The organism is Microbacterium sp., assembly GCF_036277215.1.
GTDB lineage: Bacteria > Actinomycetota > Actinomycetes > Actinomycetales > Microbacteriaceae > Microbacterium.
Window position 1 is genome coordinate 1 of the sequence record NZ_DASUNI010000193.1, and the last position, 14406, is coordinate 14406.

A 14406-nucleotide genomic window follows, 5' to 3' on the forward strand; every position below is an offset into this window, starting at 1 on the left:
GTCGCGAGCTTCTCCGCCATCTTCATGGCTTCGGCTTCGTCGAAGGACTGCTGCGCCTGCTCGATCAGGGTCAGGATGTCGCCGAGATCGAGGATGCGCGAAGCCATGCGATCCGGGTGGAACGGCTCTAGATCGTCCAGCCCCTCGCCCGTGGACGCGTAGATGATCGGTCGACCGGTGACCGAGGCGACCGAGAGTGCCGCGCCGCCACGCGCGTCGCCGTCCAGCTTCGACAGCACCACGCCGGTGAAATCGACGCCGTCCTGGAAGGCCTTCGCGGTGTTGACGGCATCCTGACCGATCATCGCGTCGATGACGAAGAGGACCTCGTCGGGATCCGTCGCCGCGCGGATGTCGGCGGCCTGCTTCATCATCTCGGCGTCGACACCGAGGCGTCCGGCCGTATCGATGATGACGACGTCGTGCTGCTGGCGCCGGGCGACCTCCACGCCGTCGCGGGCCACCTGCACCGGGTTGCCCACGCCGTTTCCCGGCTGCGGCGCGTAGATGGCGGCGCCCGCCTGGCCCGCGACGACCTGCAGCTGGTTCACGGCGTTCGGGCGCTGGAGGTCGGCGGCGACGAGCAGGGGCGTGTGCCCCTCTTTCTCGAGCAGCTTCGCGAGCTTGCCGGCGAAAGTCGTCTTTCCGGAGCCCTGGAGCCCCGCGAGCATGATGATCGTGGGCGGATTCTTCGCGAACTGCAGGCGGCGCTGCTGCCCGCCCAGGATCGCGACGAGCTCCTCGTTGACGATCTGGACGACCTGCTGCGCGGGGTTGAGCGCCTTGCTGACCTCGTCGCCGAGCGCACGTTCGCGCACCTTCGCAGTGAACTCCTTGACGACCGGCAGCGCGACGTCGGCGTCGAGGAGGGCGCGTCGGATCTCGCGAACCGTGCCGTCGACGTCCGCGGGGCTGAGCTTGCCCTTGGTGCGGAGGTTGCGGAAAGTCTCGGTGAGACGATCGGAGAGCGTGCCGAAGGTAGCCATAGTCCCCCAAGTTTACGGGAGCCCACGCGCGGGTCAGTCTTCGCCGAGCTCCTGGAACAGCGTGACCTGCAGGTCGGCCGGCGCCCGGAGCCGAGCGTTCAGAGAGCGCCACGGAGTCTCCCGGGCGGATGCCTCAAGCCGCGCACCCGCCTCGACCAGCCGCTCGACGGTCGCGGCGGTGTCGTCGACCTCGAACGCGATGCGGATGCGGTCGCTCGTGCCGCCGTCCGTCTCGACCCGGTCGATCATCGCGACCTGAGCGGGATTCGACAGCTCGAGCGTCGCCGCCCCTGCCTCGAGGATGACGACGCGCGCATCGCCCTCCCCCTCGTACGATTCGCGCTCGATCAGCCCGAGCTCGTCTCGATAGAACCGGAGCGCGGCGTCGAACTCGGCCGCGCGCACGACGACCCGCAGCTGCCGGACCGCCGAAACGGGGCGAAGTGCCCCGGCCGCGGTGTCGACCGCACGCCTCAGCATGCGCGCGAGGTCGGTACGTCCCGCGCCGTCGTGGGCCCAGGCATCGAGGGCGGCGAGGACCGCACCGCCGTACGCCGCGCCTACGACATCGGCGCGCAGGCGGTCGGCGCCGCCCCGCCGCAGTCGATCCGACACCGCTCGGGCGATGCGGGACCGGCGGAGGGAGGCCTCGCGCTCGAGTTCGTCGTCCAGGCCCATCGCCGATGAGTTCACCAGCGCCAGCGCAAGGCTGTCCGGAGCGAAGCTCCTCGCGATCGACTCCATCGCCGCACGCACGTCGGCCGCGGCATCCGCGTCGTCGCTGGTGGAGAGGGCCTGCTCGAACGGAATGATCCGTTCGTCCAGCCCCGACCACAGGACGTCCGCCTTGGAGTCGAAGTAGTTGAAGAAGCTCGACCTGCTCACTCCGGCGCGCTGTGCGATCGCGGCGATCGAGGTCGCCTCGTAGCCGCGCTCGAGGAAGAGCTCGCAGGCGGCCTCGGCGAGCGTCTCGCGCGACGAGGCGCGGGGCCGGCCGGTACGCGAATCGGCGGTCATGCCCCCAGCCTAGGTTCGGGCGTATTGTTGGACGCGATCCATCAATCATGCTCCGTGCGAGAGGACACCGCCTGTGCTCGAGATCCTGACCGCCGGCCTCGCTCCGGACTTCGTGCCCTACCACGATGGGTGGGCACTGCAGCGGCAGGTTCACGCCGGAGTGGTCTCGGGCGAGCGTGCGGACACACTGGTGCTGCTCGAGCATCGGGCCGTCTACACGGCGGGAAAGCGCACCGAGCCGCACGAGCGTCCGACCGACGGGACGCCCGTGATCGACGTCGATCGCGGAGGCAAGATCACCTGGCACGGTCCAGGGCAGTTGGTCGGATATCCGATCGTCCGCCTGCCCGAGCCTGTGGACGTGGTCGCACACGTCCGGCGCCTCGAGCGTCTGCTGATCGACGCTCTCGGCGAGCACGGGGTGAACGGCTACCGCGTCGAAGGGCGCAGCGGCGTCTGGGTGAGGCGGCCGTTGTCGGAGGACAAGATCGCCGCGATCGGGGTGAGGGTGGAGAAGGGTGTGACGATGCACGGGTTCGCCGTCAACTGCGACAACACGCTCGCCGGATTCCGCGGGATCATCCCCTGCGGGATCACGGATGCCGGCGTGACCACCGTCAGCGAGGTGGTGGGCGGGGATGTCACGCCCGCGGACATCGTCGACTCGATCGTCTCCGTTTTCGAAGCCGAGTATGCGGGGGTCCCCGCGTGAGCGGCTGCGCCACCGGGTCCTCCGCGGAATCGATGCCGGCATCCGCGCCCGCCGGCCGCAAGCTGCTGCGCCTCGAGGTGCGCAACGCTCAGACTCCGATCGAGCGCAAGCCCGCGTGGATCAAGACGCGCGCGAAGATGGGGCCCGAGTACACCGAGCTGCATTCGCTCGTGAAGGACGAGGGCCTGCACACGGTGTGCCAGGAGGCCGGCTGTCCGAACATCTACGAATGCTGGGAGGATCGCGAGGCGACCTTCCTCATCGGCGGTTCGCAGTGCACGCGCCGCTGCGACTTCTGCCAGATCGACACCGGCAAGCCGGCCGATTACGACATGGACGAGCCGCGCCGGGTCGCCGAGAGCGTGCAGAAGATGCGGCTGCGCTACGCGACGGTGACCGGCGTCGCGCGCGACGACCTGCCCGACGAGGGAGCGTGGCTGCACGCCGAGACGGTCCGCCGCATCCACGCGGACAACCCCGGCACCGGGGTGGAGATCCTCGCGACGGACTTCTCGGGAAATCCGGCCCTGCTCCGCGAGGTGTTCGATTCCCGTCCCGAAGTCTTCGCCCACAACGTCGAGACCGTGCCCCGCATCTTCAAGCGCATCCGTCCGGCGTTCCGATACGAGCGCTCGCTCGATGTGATCACGCAGGCCCGTGACTTCGGGCTGATCACCAAGTCGAATCTCATCCTCGGGATGGGTGAAGAGCCCGCAGAGGTCGTGCAGGCGCTGCAGGACCTGCACGATGCCGGCACCGACATCATCACGATCACGCAGTACCTTCGGCCGTCACCTCGGCACCTGCCCGTCGATCGGTGGGTCAAGCCGGAGGAGTTCGTCCAGTTCAAAGAGGAGGCGGAGCGGATCGGATTCCTCGGCGTCCTCGCCGGGCCGCTGGTGCGGTCGTCGTACCGCGCGGGGCGCCTCTGGGCGCAGTCGATGATCTCGAAGGGCCGAGACATCCCCGAGGATCTGTCCCACCTCGCCCAGGACATCGCGCACGAGGGGCTGACCTTCTCGCAGGCCGTGTAGGCGGTTCGTCAGGGCAGCGGCCAGATGTACGGCAGATCGTCCGGGATGTCGCCGAATCGCGGACGGTAGAACTCCGGGTCCTTGCGCACCAAGTTCGATTGGTGGGCAAGGTGGAACGCCGGATCGCCGAGCCACGGCGGCAGATCCAGGTCCTCCTGCGGCACCCCGTCCACCTCGGGCGCGAAGGCGAGCAGCTTCGGCCGCACGGTGTCGGCGCGGCCCGTCGCGGTCCAGGCATCCGTCATCGCCAGTCCGTATGCGACCAGGGCGGGGAGGTGCCCGCCCCACATCTTCGCCGCCGGATGGTGCCGCCAGCCGTAGTCCGGGATCGTGTTGGCGCGCAGGAGTTGGAAGGTCTCGACGCGCTGCTTGCCGAGCCTGCTCGGGTCCAGGGCCTCGGCGGAGCGCGCGAAGGAGGGGTAGGGAAGGAACGTCTGCATGAGGGGGCGGCTGCCCTCAGTCGGCGCTGGTGACCGAGAGGACTTCACCCTCCGAGTCGAGGTTCACCAGGATGACATCGTCGGTCGCATCCGGGTCGAGGGCGTACTCGAGCACCGCGAACGGGTCGGCCCCGCCGTGCTCGTCGGCAAGGATCGTCATGCTCATGAGCTGCAGCGAGCGGATGACGTCCACCTGAACGTCGCCCGAGATGTCCACGAGCAGCTCCTCGAGCTCGTCGCCGAGATTCTGCTGCTGCTGCAGGATGTACTCGATCACCTCGCTGGTGCGGTCGTCCAGCTCCGAGACCATGGCGTTGCGCGCGGTGCGGTCGATCGACTCGATCGAGGAGATCAGGCTGGCGGCCACGTCGAGCGCGGCCTCCGACACGTCGTCCTGATCGGGCGCGGTCAGATCGACCGTCACGGTCTGATCGCCGAGGTCGACGTTCTCAGACCAGAAGATCGACCCGTCCGGGCCCGACTCCAGGAGTCCGAAGAAATCGTGCTCGATGGCCATATCCCCATGAAACCAGCACCGGACCATCGGCGCCATCCCGCATCGGCGCGCCGTGTGTTAAGAGTTGAAGACGCGCCACGAGACGGCGAGAAAGGTCAATCGACGAGGGATGCCGCGAAGACGTGCGGCGTGAATCCGGTGAGGTCGCCGATCCCCTCGCCCTGCCCGAGGAGCTTCACCGGGATACCCGTGCGCTCCTGGACGGCGAGCACGAAGCCGCCCTTCGCCGAGCCGTCGAGCTTGGTCAGCACGAGCCCGGTCACACCGGCGTGCTCGAGGAAGGCCTGGGCCTGCATGACGCCGTTCTGTCCCGTCGTCGCGTCGAGCACCAGCAGGACTTCACTGATCGGCGACTGCTTCTCGATGACCCGCCGGATCTTGCCGAGCTCGTCCATGAGGCCGCCCTTGGTGTGCAGGCGGCCGGCGGTGTCGACCAGCACGATCTCGGTGGACGTGCGCTTGGCGTACTCGATCGTCTGGAAGGCGACGGATGCCGGATCCTGGCCCTCGTGCTGCGGCCGCACGATTGCGGCGCCTCCGCGTTCGGCCCACGTGGCCAGCTGATCGACCGCGGCGGCGCGGAAGGTGTCGGCCGCACCCACGACGACGCTGCGACCGTAGCGCTGGAGGAACTTGGCGAACTTGCCGATCGTGGTCGTCTTGCCGACCCCGTTGACGCCGACCACGAGCACCACGGCCGGACGCTCCGTGAGGCGGAGGGTGGTGTCGAATTTCGCGAAATGCTCTTCGAGTGTCTCCTTGAGCATCCGCTGAAGGTCGCGTGGATCGGTCGTCCGGTAACGCTCGACCTTCTCGCGCAGCTCATCGATGATCCGCTCGGAGATGTCGGGACCGAAGTCCGCCGTCAGCAGCGCCGTCTCGAGGTCATCCCACGTGGTCTCGTCGATCGTCGGACGCACGAACATGCCACGCAGCGCACTGCCGAGGGACCACTTCTCTGCCATGCGACCAGCCTAGGGGGGCCCTCTAGGCCGACACCCGCTCGCCGACCCGCTGGCCGACCACCGCGGAGACTCCGTCCTGCCGCATGGAGACGCCGTAGAGCGCGTCGGCGATCTCCATCGTGCGTTTCTGGTGGGTGATCACGATGAGCTGGCTGCTCTCGCGGAGCCGCTCGAAGACTCCGAGCAGCCGTCCGAGGTTCGCATCGTCCAGGGCCGCCTCCACCTCGTCGAGGATATAGAACGGGCTGGGGCGCGCCATGAAGATGGCGACCAGGAGTGCCACGGCGGCGAGTGACCGCTCGCCACCCGAGAGCAGCGAGAGTCGTTCGATCTTCTTGCCGACCGGACGAACAGCGACCTCGATTCCCGTCGTCAGCGGATCGTCCGGGTTGGTCAGCGAGATGCTGCCGGTGCCGCCCGGGAACAGCACGGGGAACACCTCGCCGAACGCGACCTTCGTGTCGTCGAACGCCGCCAGGAAGATGGTCTGCATCCGCTCGTCGAGCTCTTCGATGATCGTCAGGAGGTCTTTGCGGGTCTGAGTCAGGTCGGCGAGCTGCTCGACCAGGAACTTGTGTCGCTGCTCCAGTGCGGCGAACTCCTCCAGAGCGAGCGGATTCACGCGGCCGAGCTGGGCGAGCTTCCGCTCGGCGTCCTGAAGTCGACGGCGTTGATTCGTGCGGTCGAAGGCAACGGGCTCGCCGGCGCCGGGAACTGCCTGGTCCGGGCCATATTCTGAAATGAGGATGTCTTCGTCTAGGCCGAGCTCGGAGGTGACGCGCTCCAGGAGGCTCGACACATGCAGTCGCTTTTCATGGATCTGCAGCTCGAGTCCGTGCACGCTCTCGGTCAGGCCGGCGAGGCGATCTCGCAGAACGCCCTCCTGACGCCGCAGCTCGACGAGTTCCGTTGTCACCGCCGTGCGCGCCGACTCGGCGGCGGCCAGCTCCACGCGCGCCGTGCTGACCGAACGATCGACCGAGTCCAGCACCGCCGGCAGTTGGGCGGCGACTCGGGCGGCGACGTCGCGTTGCGTCCGGCGCAGCACTGCCCGGCGCGCGGCCTCTGCGGCAGCCGCCCGCTCGCGCTCGCGCTGACGTTCCAGCTGCACGACCCGCGCCTCGCCCGCGCGCACCCGCTCCTTCAGCGTCTCGACATCGAGGCGTGCTCGCATCTCCGCCTCGCGCGCGGCCTCCAGCTCAGCCAGCATGCCTTCGCGGGCCGACGCGTCCAGGATCGGTCGCGGCGCCTCACGCGCGACCGCCAGCCGCTCCTCCGCGGTCCGCGCAGCCTTCTCGGCGTCTTCGACCGCCGCTGCGGCCTGCTCGAGACCAGTGGCGAGGCGGTCGCAGTCGGCGACCGCGGCTTCGTGGCGCACGGCGGCGCGATTGACCTTCTCGGTGTGCGCGGCCAGGGCGGCGTCGTGCGCGCGCAGGGTCGCGAGGGCGGCCTTCGTGCGCTGACGGCCGGCCTCGAGGGTGTGGACCGCGTCCGCGAGCGCCTCGCGCAGCGAATCGGCCACGACGGTGATCTCGTCGCGGCGCTCCGCGGCTGCATCCCGCTCGGCGGCCAGCTCCAGACGGGAGCGACCCTGTCCGGATCCGGCTCGAATCGTGTGCGCGGTGTAGACCTCACCCGTGCGGGTCACGATCGTCACCGGGATACCCGCGTCGGCCAGCACGGGAGCAGCCGCGTGAGCGGCCTCGAGGTCTTCGGCGACGACCACGTGCGACAGGATGCCGAGCACACCGTCGGGGGCGGTCACGACCTCGCCCGCAGCGACGATCCCGGAGATCTGCGGGAGCGCCGGAATGCTCGCGCCGGATCGGGCGATCGCGATGTCGATGACCCCGAGGTCGCCGCCCCGTACGGTGCGGGCGACGGCGAACGCATCGTCGCCGGTGTCCACCAGCACGCCTTCCGCGAGCGGACCGAGTGCCGCCGCGATGGCCGTCTCGTACCCTGCCGTCACCTTGATCGCATCGCCCAGCAGGCCGAGGATTCCCGAGCCGCCCAGGGCCACGAGCTCGGCCGCCGCGTTGCGCACGTCCAGAGCGCGTCCGAGCGCGGCGGTCTGCGCCGTCAGCGACTCGCCCTCGCGCTCGGCCGCGTGAAGGCGCTCGCGCAGTCGGCCTACGGTGGCCTCGGCATCCGTCGCCTCCCGTTGAGCGCGATCGTAGGCGGCCGCGTACTCGCCGGCCGAGCCCTCGGGCACCAGCTCCGGATCCACCCCGGCGAGCTCGGTCTCCGCCTCGGCACGACGGGCGAGGGCCGCATCCAGCGCCCGCTGCTGCCGCTCGACGCCGGCGCGCACCGCGGCGAGCGCTGAATTCGCGGCCTCCGCCGAGCCGCGCAGAGCGGTCAGGCGCATATCGTGCTCGGACACCAAGGAACTCTGCGCGGCGATGTCGGCGTCGAGGGCGTCCAGCTCCGCGCGGGCGCGCACGACTTCCCGGGCTGCCTGCGCGGCGGCGTCCTGGGCATCGCCGAGTCCAGCCGCGATCTCGTCGATCTCTGCACGGACGTCGTCGATCATGGCCTGCGACACCGTGGTCAGCTCGATGCCCGAGTCGTCAGGGCTGTCGCTGAGGAGTGACAGGCGCTGCCCGGTGAGCGCGTACAGGCTGCGCAGCCGCTCCTGCACCCGCTCGAGGCCGTACGCGACGCTGCGCGCTTCGTCGACGCCTTCGCTCCTCTGCTGCTCTTCGAGTCTGGCGATCCTGCTGCGCAGATTATCGGCCTGATCCTGCAGCACCAGACGTTCGGTGTGACGCTCCTGCTCGCTGCGGGCGTGATCGGCGAGCTCGGCGCGCAGGCCCGACAGCTCATCGGCGAGCAGCCGTGCTCGTGCGTCCCGCACCACGGCGGCGATGGTCGCCGCCTCGCGCGCGATCTCGGCTTGGCGCCCGAGCGGCTTGAGCTGTCGGCGCAGCTCCCCCGCGAGATCGCTCAACCGCGTCAGGTTCGCCTCCATCGCCTCCAGCTTGCGAAGGGTCTTCTCCTTGCGGCGGCGGTGCTTGAGGATGCCCGCGGCCTCCTCGATGAATCCGCGCCGCTCCTCGGGTGAGGCTTGGAGGACACTGTCCAGACGGCCCTGGCCGACGATCACGTGCATCTCGCGACCGAGCCCGGAGTCGCTGAGGAGCTCCTGCACATCGAGCAGCCGGCAGACGCCCCCGTTGATCGCGTACTCGCTCGCACCGTTGCGGAACAGAGTGCGGCTGATCGTCACCTCGGAGTAGTCGATCGGAAGCGCGCCGTCCGCGTTGTCGATTGTAAGCTGCACCTCGGCGCGACCGAGCGGCCCGCGCGTCGCGGTGCCCGCGAAGATGACGTCCTCCATCTTCCCACCGCGGAGCGTCTTGGCTCCCTGCTCGCCCATGACCCAGGCGAGGGCGTCCACGACGTTCGACTTGCCCGAGCCGTTGGGCCCCACGATGCAGGTCACCCCCTGCTCGAAGGCGAAGGTTGTCGGCTGGGCGAACGACTTGAACCCTTTGAGCGTCACGCTCTTCAGGTGCATAAAGGCGTCCTCCACCCGACTCGAGTCACCGCCTTACGCTACCCGAGGGCGTGCGCGGTTCCGCGCAGGCGAGCCGGTGCAGCGCCGCTGCGTCGGCGCGGATTCGTGCCCGCGACACGCCCGTGGTTCGCGCAATCTGCGAATTCGCTTGACGCGCGCGTCGGAGGCGCGCTATCGTCGCTCTTCGCGTCCACACACGAAAGGAGGTCACCGATGATGCACATGATCACCCCAGGCTTCGAGCCGAACAGCCGCTCGCCGTTCTGCGGAATCGCTCCGGTGACCCCGTCGTTCGGCGCTACCGCTCCCACAGCCGGCTGACCGCCGCCGGGGAGGACTCTGCCCAGCGGACGCAATCGTCCGTGCGCAGGCCCGCCGCGTATCAGAGGTCGGCTCCGCAGCTCCTTCGTCGAGCACCCTCGTCGCGCATTCGCGACCCCGGCCCGATCGGGCACACCGCAATCCACCTCCCACTCGAAAGAGACCATCATGAACGACACACTGGCGCCCGTCCGGTCTCTCGGCTCGGACAGGCTTCGCCTTCCTCCCTCGACCACGGACGGTGCGCACCTCACGCTCGCCGACCGTCTCGAGCTGCGGATCGGGCTGTGGCTGCTGCTGCGCAGCACCCGCCGCCTCGAAAGCGCGCGTGATCATCACGAGCACGCCCGCCTGCTTGCGAACGCCCGGCAGCTCGCCGTGCGTGAGCACGCAGCCTTTCGCAGGGACGCCCTCGGGGGCGTCCGGATCTGAATCGGACCCGGGGCCGCCGCCGGCGGTCCCGGATCCCCACTCCACGAAACGGACTTCCCATGATCACCGCACCCGCCGGCGTCGAGCTCCGGCCCCTGACGATCCCCGCATCCATCGACTCACCCGACGCAGCCGACTTCGTCGAGATGGTGCGCGTCCGCAACCGGATCTACCGCGAGATCTCCGGGCACGACGACCACCGCATCGCCGCGGACGAGCTGCTTCCGCACTATCGGCCCGATGAGACCGAGCGACGGCTGATCTGGTCGATCGTGGTCGACGATCAGACCGTCGGCCGGGTCGGGGTCGACCTTCCGCTCGAAGGCGATTCGAAGCTCGCCTTCTGGCTCATCGAACTGGTGCGCGACGTATGGGGTCGCGGGATCGGCTCCGCCGCCTACGACCTGGTGGAACGGGTCGCACGCGAGAACGACCGCACCGTCCTGCAGTCCTGGGCTGCGCACCCCGATGTCCCGGGCCCGCGGCTATCCGCCCCCACGGGCTTCGGCGACATCCCTGAGGACCACGTTGCCCGGTTCTATCTCCGCCACGGCTACAGCCTCGAGCAGATCGAACGCAACAGCGCCTTCGATCTCACCGGCTCGTTCGACGTCGTCGAGCGCCTGCTCGCCGAAGCCACCGCAGCAGCCGACGGCTATCGAGTCGTGCAGTGGTTCGCCCCCACTCCCCCGGAATTCGCGGCCGGCTACGCCTGGATGAAATCGCGCATGGTGACCGATGCGCCGGCGGCCAACCTGGAGTTCGACGAGGAGACGTGGGATGCCGCACGCATCGCCCGGCACGACTCGCGTTACACCGAGGCGGGCCGGGCGCTGCAGGTCACGGCCGCGCAGCACATCGCCACGGGCGAGCTCTGCGCGTTCAACGAGCTCGTCATCGGTAAGGACCGCACCGAGGCGTCGCACCAGGAGGACACGCTCGTCCTGAAGGACCATCGCGGCCACAAGCTGGGCACGCTCGTCAAGTGCGCGGGGCTGCTGTCGTGGCGAGATTTCGCTCCGCAGTCGCAGCGCGTCATCACATACAACGCAGAGGAGAACCGCCCCATGCTCGACATCAACGAGGCGATCGGGTTCGTGCCGATCGAGTACGAAGGCGCATGGAAGAAGGTGCTCGATGACTGAGCTGCAGCAGCGCACTGCGCTGACGGTCTCGCCGCTTGTGGTGCCCGCAAGCCTGGACGCACCGGACGCCGGCCCGTTCCTGGAGATGGTGCGCATCGGCAATGCCGTCTGTCTGGCCGACGCCGGGCACGACTACCTCCACGAGGATGCCGAAGAGGTCCTGGGGTTCTGGCAGGACCAGACGGACTGGACGCAGATCGGGTTCGCCGCGGAGCGCGAGGGGCGGATCCTCGGAGCGGTCAAGCTCATGATCAGCAATCAGGACGACACCACCTCGATGGAATTCGATCTGATGGTCGATCCCGAGCACTGGGGTGAGGGCGCCGAAGAGGCGCTGCTGGCCGCGGTCGAGGCGGAGGCGCGGGCGCGCGGCATCCGGACGATCCAGACATGGACCCTCCACCGTCCGAGCACGGGCGGAGTGCGCATCGCCCCTCCCACGGGGTTCGGCTCGGTGCCGGCCGCCGACCGCCAGAGCGTGTTCATGGGCGAGAACGGCTTCACGCTCGAGCAGGTCGAGCGCAACAGCGTGTTCGACCTGCATGGACCATTCGACATCGTCGAGCGCAAGCTCGCAGAGGCTGAGGATGCCGCGGGCGCGGACTACCGTCTCGTGACGTGGACCTCCCCGACACCGCCGGAACACCTCGACGGGTTCGCCTACGCGATCTCACGGATGTCCACCGATGCTCCCGCGGGTGGGCTCGTGATCGAGGAGCAGCACTGGGATGCCGCGCGGGTGCAGCGCCGGGACGCCCGGCTGAAGGCGCAGGGACTGACCGTCTCAGTAGCGTGCGTGCAGCACGTGCCCACCGGCACGATCGCCGCTTACAACGAGCTGGTCATCGCGGACGACCATACCGGGGCGACCCAGCAATACGGCACGCTCGTGCTCAAGGGCCACCGCGGTCATCGGCTCGGCACGATCGTCAAGTGCGCCAATCTCCTCCGCTGGCGCGAACTGGTGCCGGAATCGCCTCGCGTGTCGACCTTCAACGCCGAAGAGAACCGTCACATGCTCGACATCAACGAGGGGATCGGCTTCGTCCCGGCGTCCTACGCGGGCGCGTGGCAGAAGGTGCTCAGCTGACCGACTGAGGCCGGCGCGGCAGCTTCTGACAGTGCGGGCAGAAGTGACTCGAGCGATTCATGAACGACACGCGCATGATCGGGCCGCCGCACCGGGCGCAGGGTTCGCCGGTGCGGCCGTACGCGTTGAGCGAATGGGCGAAGTAGCCGGCCTGGCCGTTGACGTTCACGTACTGGGCATCGAAGCTTGTGCCACCCTCGGCGAGGGCTCGCTCCAGCACGACGCGCACATCGCCGAGGAGGCCGTTGACGGCCCGCGTGGAGAGCGTCCGGGCGGGCGTCTCGGGGTGGATGCGGGCATGCCACAGCGCCTCGTCCGCGTAGATGTTCCCGACTCCGCTGATCGTCGACTGGTCCAGGAGCACGCGTTTGATGGCCGAGTCCTTGCGGGCGAGTGCGTCCCGGAACGAGCGGTCGTGGAATGCCGGGTCGAGTGGATCGCGCGCGATGTGGGCGACCTGCTGAGGGACGCTGGCCTCGGTCGTTCCCCAGCCGCCGGGAGCGGCATCGGGCGTGGGCACCAGCGGATCCAGGGTGAGCGAGCCGAACGTGCGCTGGTCGGCGAAGACCACGGCGATCTCGCCCTGCTCGGGATGCTGGATGTCCAGCCGGACGCGCTCGTGCCTCTCGGGCGCCGCGCCCGGTGCGCGCAGCAGGAGCTGGCCGCTCATGCCGAGGTGCGCGACGAGCGCCTCGTGGGGTGCGTCATCGACCGCCGCAGGCACCAGCGGGATCCAGATGAACTTGCCGCGGCGCGCGGCGCCGCGCAGCAGACGACCCGTGAGCGCCGCCTCGAACTGGGCACCCGAACCGGGAAAGCGCGTGAGTGCCCGTTCGTCCAGCACGGTCACTCCGAGCACGGTCGCACCGACAACAGCCGGGTCAAGCCCGGCGCGCACGACCTCCACCTCGGGAAGCTCAGGCACGGCCGGCGTCAGGCATGCCCGCTGAGCTCCCGCCAGGCCAGGAGCGCAGCGGCCATCTCGGCCTGCTTCTTGCTCGAGCCGGTGCCGTGCGCGGAGAACTCCGCGACCGTCACGGTGGCTGCGAAGACGCGATTGTGATCGGGACCGGTCGAGGTGACCGCGTAGAGCGGAGGCGCGGCCCCCATCCGCGATGCGAGTTCCTGCAGTGTCGTCTTGGGGTCGATCGCGGCGCCGTACCGGTCCGGATCGTCCAGCAGCGGGTCGATCAGACGGAGGACCAGTGCGGTTGCGGCATCCGGACCCACCGAAAGATAGGTCGCCCCGATGACCGCCTCCATGGTGTCGGCGAGGATCGAGTCCTTGTCGCGTCCGCCGGTCTGCTCCTCGCCGCGACCGAGGAGCACATGATCACCGAGTCCGATGCCGCGGGCGACCTCGGCGAGGGCGACGGTGGAGACGACACTCGCCCGGCGCTTCGCGAGGGCACCCTCATCGAGATGGGGGTTGGCCGTGAACAGCCGCACGGTCACCGCCTGGCCGAGCACGGAGTCGCCGAGGAATTCGAGCCGCTCGTTGTGCGGCACCTGTCCGTGCTCGTACGCCCACGACCGATGAGTCAGCGCGAGCGACAGAAGCTCGGCGTCGATGCGGACGCCGAGCTTGTCGGTCAGGTGCGTGCGGTCCGCTGAAAGGTCACTCACGGCGGCAGCCGCACGTCTCAGACGTCAGCGACCTTGCGGCCCTTGTATTCGAGGAACAGCTCGGTGCCCTGCGAGTCGGTGACGACCTTCGCCTGGTGAGGACGGCTGTAGACGACCTTGCCGTTCTCCACCGTGGTGGTCAACGTGATGGGTGCCGCCTTCCACTGCGCACGACGCGAACGCGTGTTGGAGCGGGAGACCTTCCGCTTCGGGGGGTTACCTGCCATGGCTTGCTCTCTTCTGTGTTCTCGACGATCGACTTCCGCTACGCGCGCGGGGCGTCCTCGTCGTGGTCTGGGGTGAATTTCTGGAGCGCGGCCCAGCGAGAATCGAGGGGCGTGCGCTGCTCGGAACCGCTGCTCACGGTCAGCCGCTCACCCGTGGCCGGATTGAGGCCGGGGCAATCCGGCTGACACACCGGCTGAAACGGAAGCGCCAAGACGGTCGCATCCCTGACCAGAGTTTCAAGATCCACGTGGTCGTCTTGAACCTCGAAGTCAGTTGCTTCGGCTCCAGGATACGCGAAAAGCTCCTGAAACTCGACTTGGAGGCCCTCGGCGATGTCTCTGAGGCAGCGGCCGCAGATGCCGGTGTACTC

At 68.9% G+C, this 14406-nt stretch carries 15 protein-coding genes; 5 read left to right on the top strand and 10 right to left on the bottom strand.

Going from position 1 to position 14406, the window contains the following annotated elements:
• Both VFX99_RS09945 and VFX99_RS09950 read right to left on the bottom strand, forming a co-directional pair.
• A partial coding sequence (locus VFX99_RS09945) for a signal recognition particle protein (protein WP_329666139.1) occupies positions 1-986 on the bottom strand: 986 nt, incomplete at its 3' end.
• A gap of 33 nt (positions 987-1019) precedes the next feature.
• On the bottom strand, positions 1020-2003 hold the full coding sequence (locus tag VFX99_RS09950; protein ID WP_329666140.1) for a TetR family transcriptional regulator: 984 nt from the start codon (positions 2001-2003) through the stop codon (positions 1020-1022).
• A 73-nt stretch (positions 2004-2076) separates the two neighbouring features.
• Between VFX99_RS09950 and lipB the strand changes: the two genes are divergently transcribed.
• The gene (gene lipB / locus VFX99_RS09955; RefSeq protein ID WP_329666141.1) at positions 2077-2715 is read left to right on the top strand and encodes a lipoyl(octanoyl) transferase LipB; all 639 of its coding nucleotides are present in this window, start codon (positions 2077-2079) and stop codon (positions 2713-2715) included.
• A gap of 32 nt (positions 2716-2747) precedes the next feature.
• On the top strand, positions 2748-3749 hold the full coding sequence (lipA, locus tag VFX99_RS09960) for a lipoyl synthase (RefSeq protein ID WP_329666152.1): 1002 nt from the start codon (positions 2748-2750) through the stop codon (positions 3747-3749).
• Between the two features lie 8 nt (positions 3750-3757).
• Here the strand turns inward: lipA and VFX99_RS09965 are convergent, their stop codons facing one another.
• The 4 genes from VFX99_RS09965 to smc all read right to left on the bottom strand — a co-directional run bounded on the left by VFX99_RS09965 (position 3758) and on the right by smc (position 9194).
• On the bottom strand, positions 3758-4189 hold the full coding sequence (locus tag VFX99_RS09965) for an MSMEG_6728 family protein (RefSeq protein WP_329666142.1): 432 nt from the start codon (positions 4187-4189) through the stop codon (positions 3758-3760).
• 16 nt (positions 4190-4205) lie between these two features.
• On the bottom strand, positions 4206-4706 hold the full coding sequence (locus VFX99_RS09970) for a DUF2004 domain-containing protein (protein WP_329666143.1): 501 nt from the start codon (positions 4704-4706) through the stop codon (positions 4206-4208).
• 95 nt (positions 4707-4801) lie between these two features.
• A complete protein-coding gene (ftsY, locus tag VFX99_RS09975) occupies positions 4802-5671 on the bottom strand; it encodes a signal recognition particle-docking protein FtsY (RefSeq protein ID WP_329666144.1) in 870 nt (289 codons plus the stop codon).
• A 22-nt stretch (positions 5672-5693) separates the two neighbouring features.
• Positions 5694-9194, bottom strand: a complete 3501-nt coding sequence (gene smc, locus VFX99_RS09980; protein WP_329666145.1) for a chromosome segregation protein SMC — start codon at positions 9192-9194, stop codon at positions 5694-5696.
• A gap of 489 nt (positions 9195-9683) precedes the next feature.
• On the opposite strand from smc, the gene VFX99_RS09985 reads away from it, so the two are divergent.
• Genes VFX99_RS09985 through VFX99_RS09995 form a run of 3 tightly spaced genes read left to right on the top strand, consistent with a single transcriptional unit; the run spans position 9684 to position 12182 of the window.
• Positions 9684-9947, top strand: a complete 264-nt coding sequence (locus VFX99_RS09985) for a hypothetical protein (protein WP_329666146.1) — start codon at positions 9684-9686, stop codon at positions 9945-9947.
• A 59-nt stretch (positions 9948-10006) separates the two neighbouring features.
• Complete coding sequence (locus VFX99_RS09990; protein WP_329666147.1) at positions 10007-11092, top strand: GNAT family N-acetyltransferase; 1086 nt, start codon at positions 10007-10009, stop codon at positions 11090-11092.
• Complete coding sequence (locus VFX99_RS09995) at positions 11085-12182, top strand: GNAT family N-acetyltransferase (protein WP_329666148.1); 1098 nt, start codon at positions 11085-11087, stop codon at positions 12180-12182. Before VFX99_RS09990 ends, VFX99_RS09995 begins: the two co-directional genes overlap by 8 nt.
• Here the strand turns inward: VFX99_RS09995 and mutM are convergent.
• The 4 genes from mutM to VFX99_RS10015 form a co-directional block, all read right to left on the bottom strand.
• On the bottom strand, positions 12175-13107 hold the full coding sequence (gene mutM, locus VFX99_RS10000; RefSeq protein ID WP_329666149.1) for a bifunctional DNA-formamidopyrimidine glycosylase/DNA-(apurinic or apyrimidinic site) lyase: 933 nt from the start codon (positions 13105-13107) through the stop codon (positions 12175-12177). The two genes, VFX99_RS09995 and mutM, sit on opposite strands and share 8 nt — an antisense overlap.
• An 8-nt stretch (positions 13108-13115) precedes the next feature.
• Entirely contained in the window at positions 13116-13808 is a 693-nt protein-coding gene (gene rnc / locus VFX99_RS10005) for a ribonuclease III (RefSeq protein WP_329666150.1), read from the bottom strand.
• Positions 13809-13825: 17 nt separating this feature from the next.
• Positions 13826-14035, bottom strand: coding sequence for a 50S ribosomal protein L32 (gene rpmF, locus VFX99_RS10010; protein WP_028495421.1), 210 nt, complete (start codon positions 14033-14035; stop codon positions 13826-13828).
• Positions 14036-14073: 38 nt separating this feature from the next.
• On the bottom strand, positions 14074-14406 hold a 333-nt coding region (locus VFX99_RS10015; RefSeq protein WP_329666151.1), incomplete at its 5' end, for a DUF177 domain-containing protein.

Bases quoted from the DNA above. Each gene is read 5' to 3' on its own strand.
- rpmF (WP_028495421.1), bottom strand. From the start codon at position 14,035: ATGGCAGGTAACCCCCCGAAGCGGAAGGTCTCCCGCTCCAACACGCGT.
- ftsY (WP_329666144.1), bottom strand. From the start codon at position 5,671: ATGGCAGAGAAGTGGTCCCTCGGCAGTGCGCTGCGTGGCATGTTCGTG.
- smc (WP_329666145.1), bottom strand. From the start codon at position 9,194: ATGCACCTGAAGAGCGTGACGCTCAAAGGGTTCAAGTCGTTCGCCCAG.
- VFX99_RS09985 (WP_329666146.1), top strand. From the start codon at position 9,684: ATGAACGACACACTGGCGCCCGTCCGGTCTCTCGGCTCGGACAGGCTT.
- VFX99_RS09950 (WP_329666140.1), bottom strand. From the start codon at position 2,003: ATGACCGCCGATTCGCGTACCGGCCGGCCCCGCGCCTCGTCGCGCGAG.
- VFX99_RS09970 (WP_329666143.1), bottom strand. From the start codon at position 4,706: ATGGCCATCGAGCACGATTTCTTCGGACTCCTGGAGTCGGGCCCGGAC.
- VFX99_RS09990 (WP_329666147.1), top strand. From the start codon at position 10,007: ATGATCACCGCACCCGCCGGCGTCGAGCTCCGGCCCCTGACGATCCCC.
- VFX99_RS09965 (WP_329666142.1), bottom strand. From the start codon at position 4,189: ATGCAGACGTTCCTTCCCTACCCCTCCTTCGCGCGCTCCGCCGAGGCC.
- lipA (WP_329666152.1), top strand. From the start codon at position 2,748: ATGCCGGCATCCGCGCCCGCCGGCCGCAAGCTGCTGCGCCTCGAGGTG.
- VFX99_RS09995 (WP_329666148.1), top strand. From the start codon at position 11,085: ATGACTGAGCTGCAGCAGCGCACTGCGCTGACGGTCTCGCCGCTTGTG.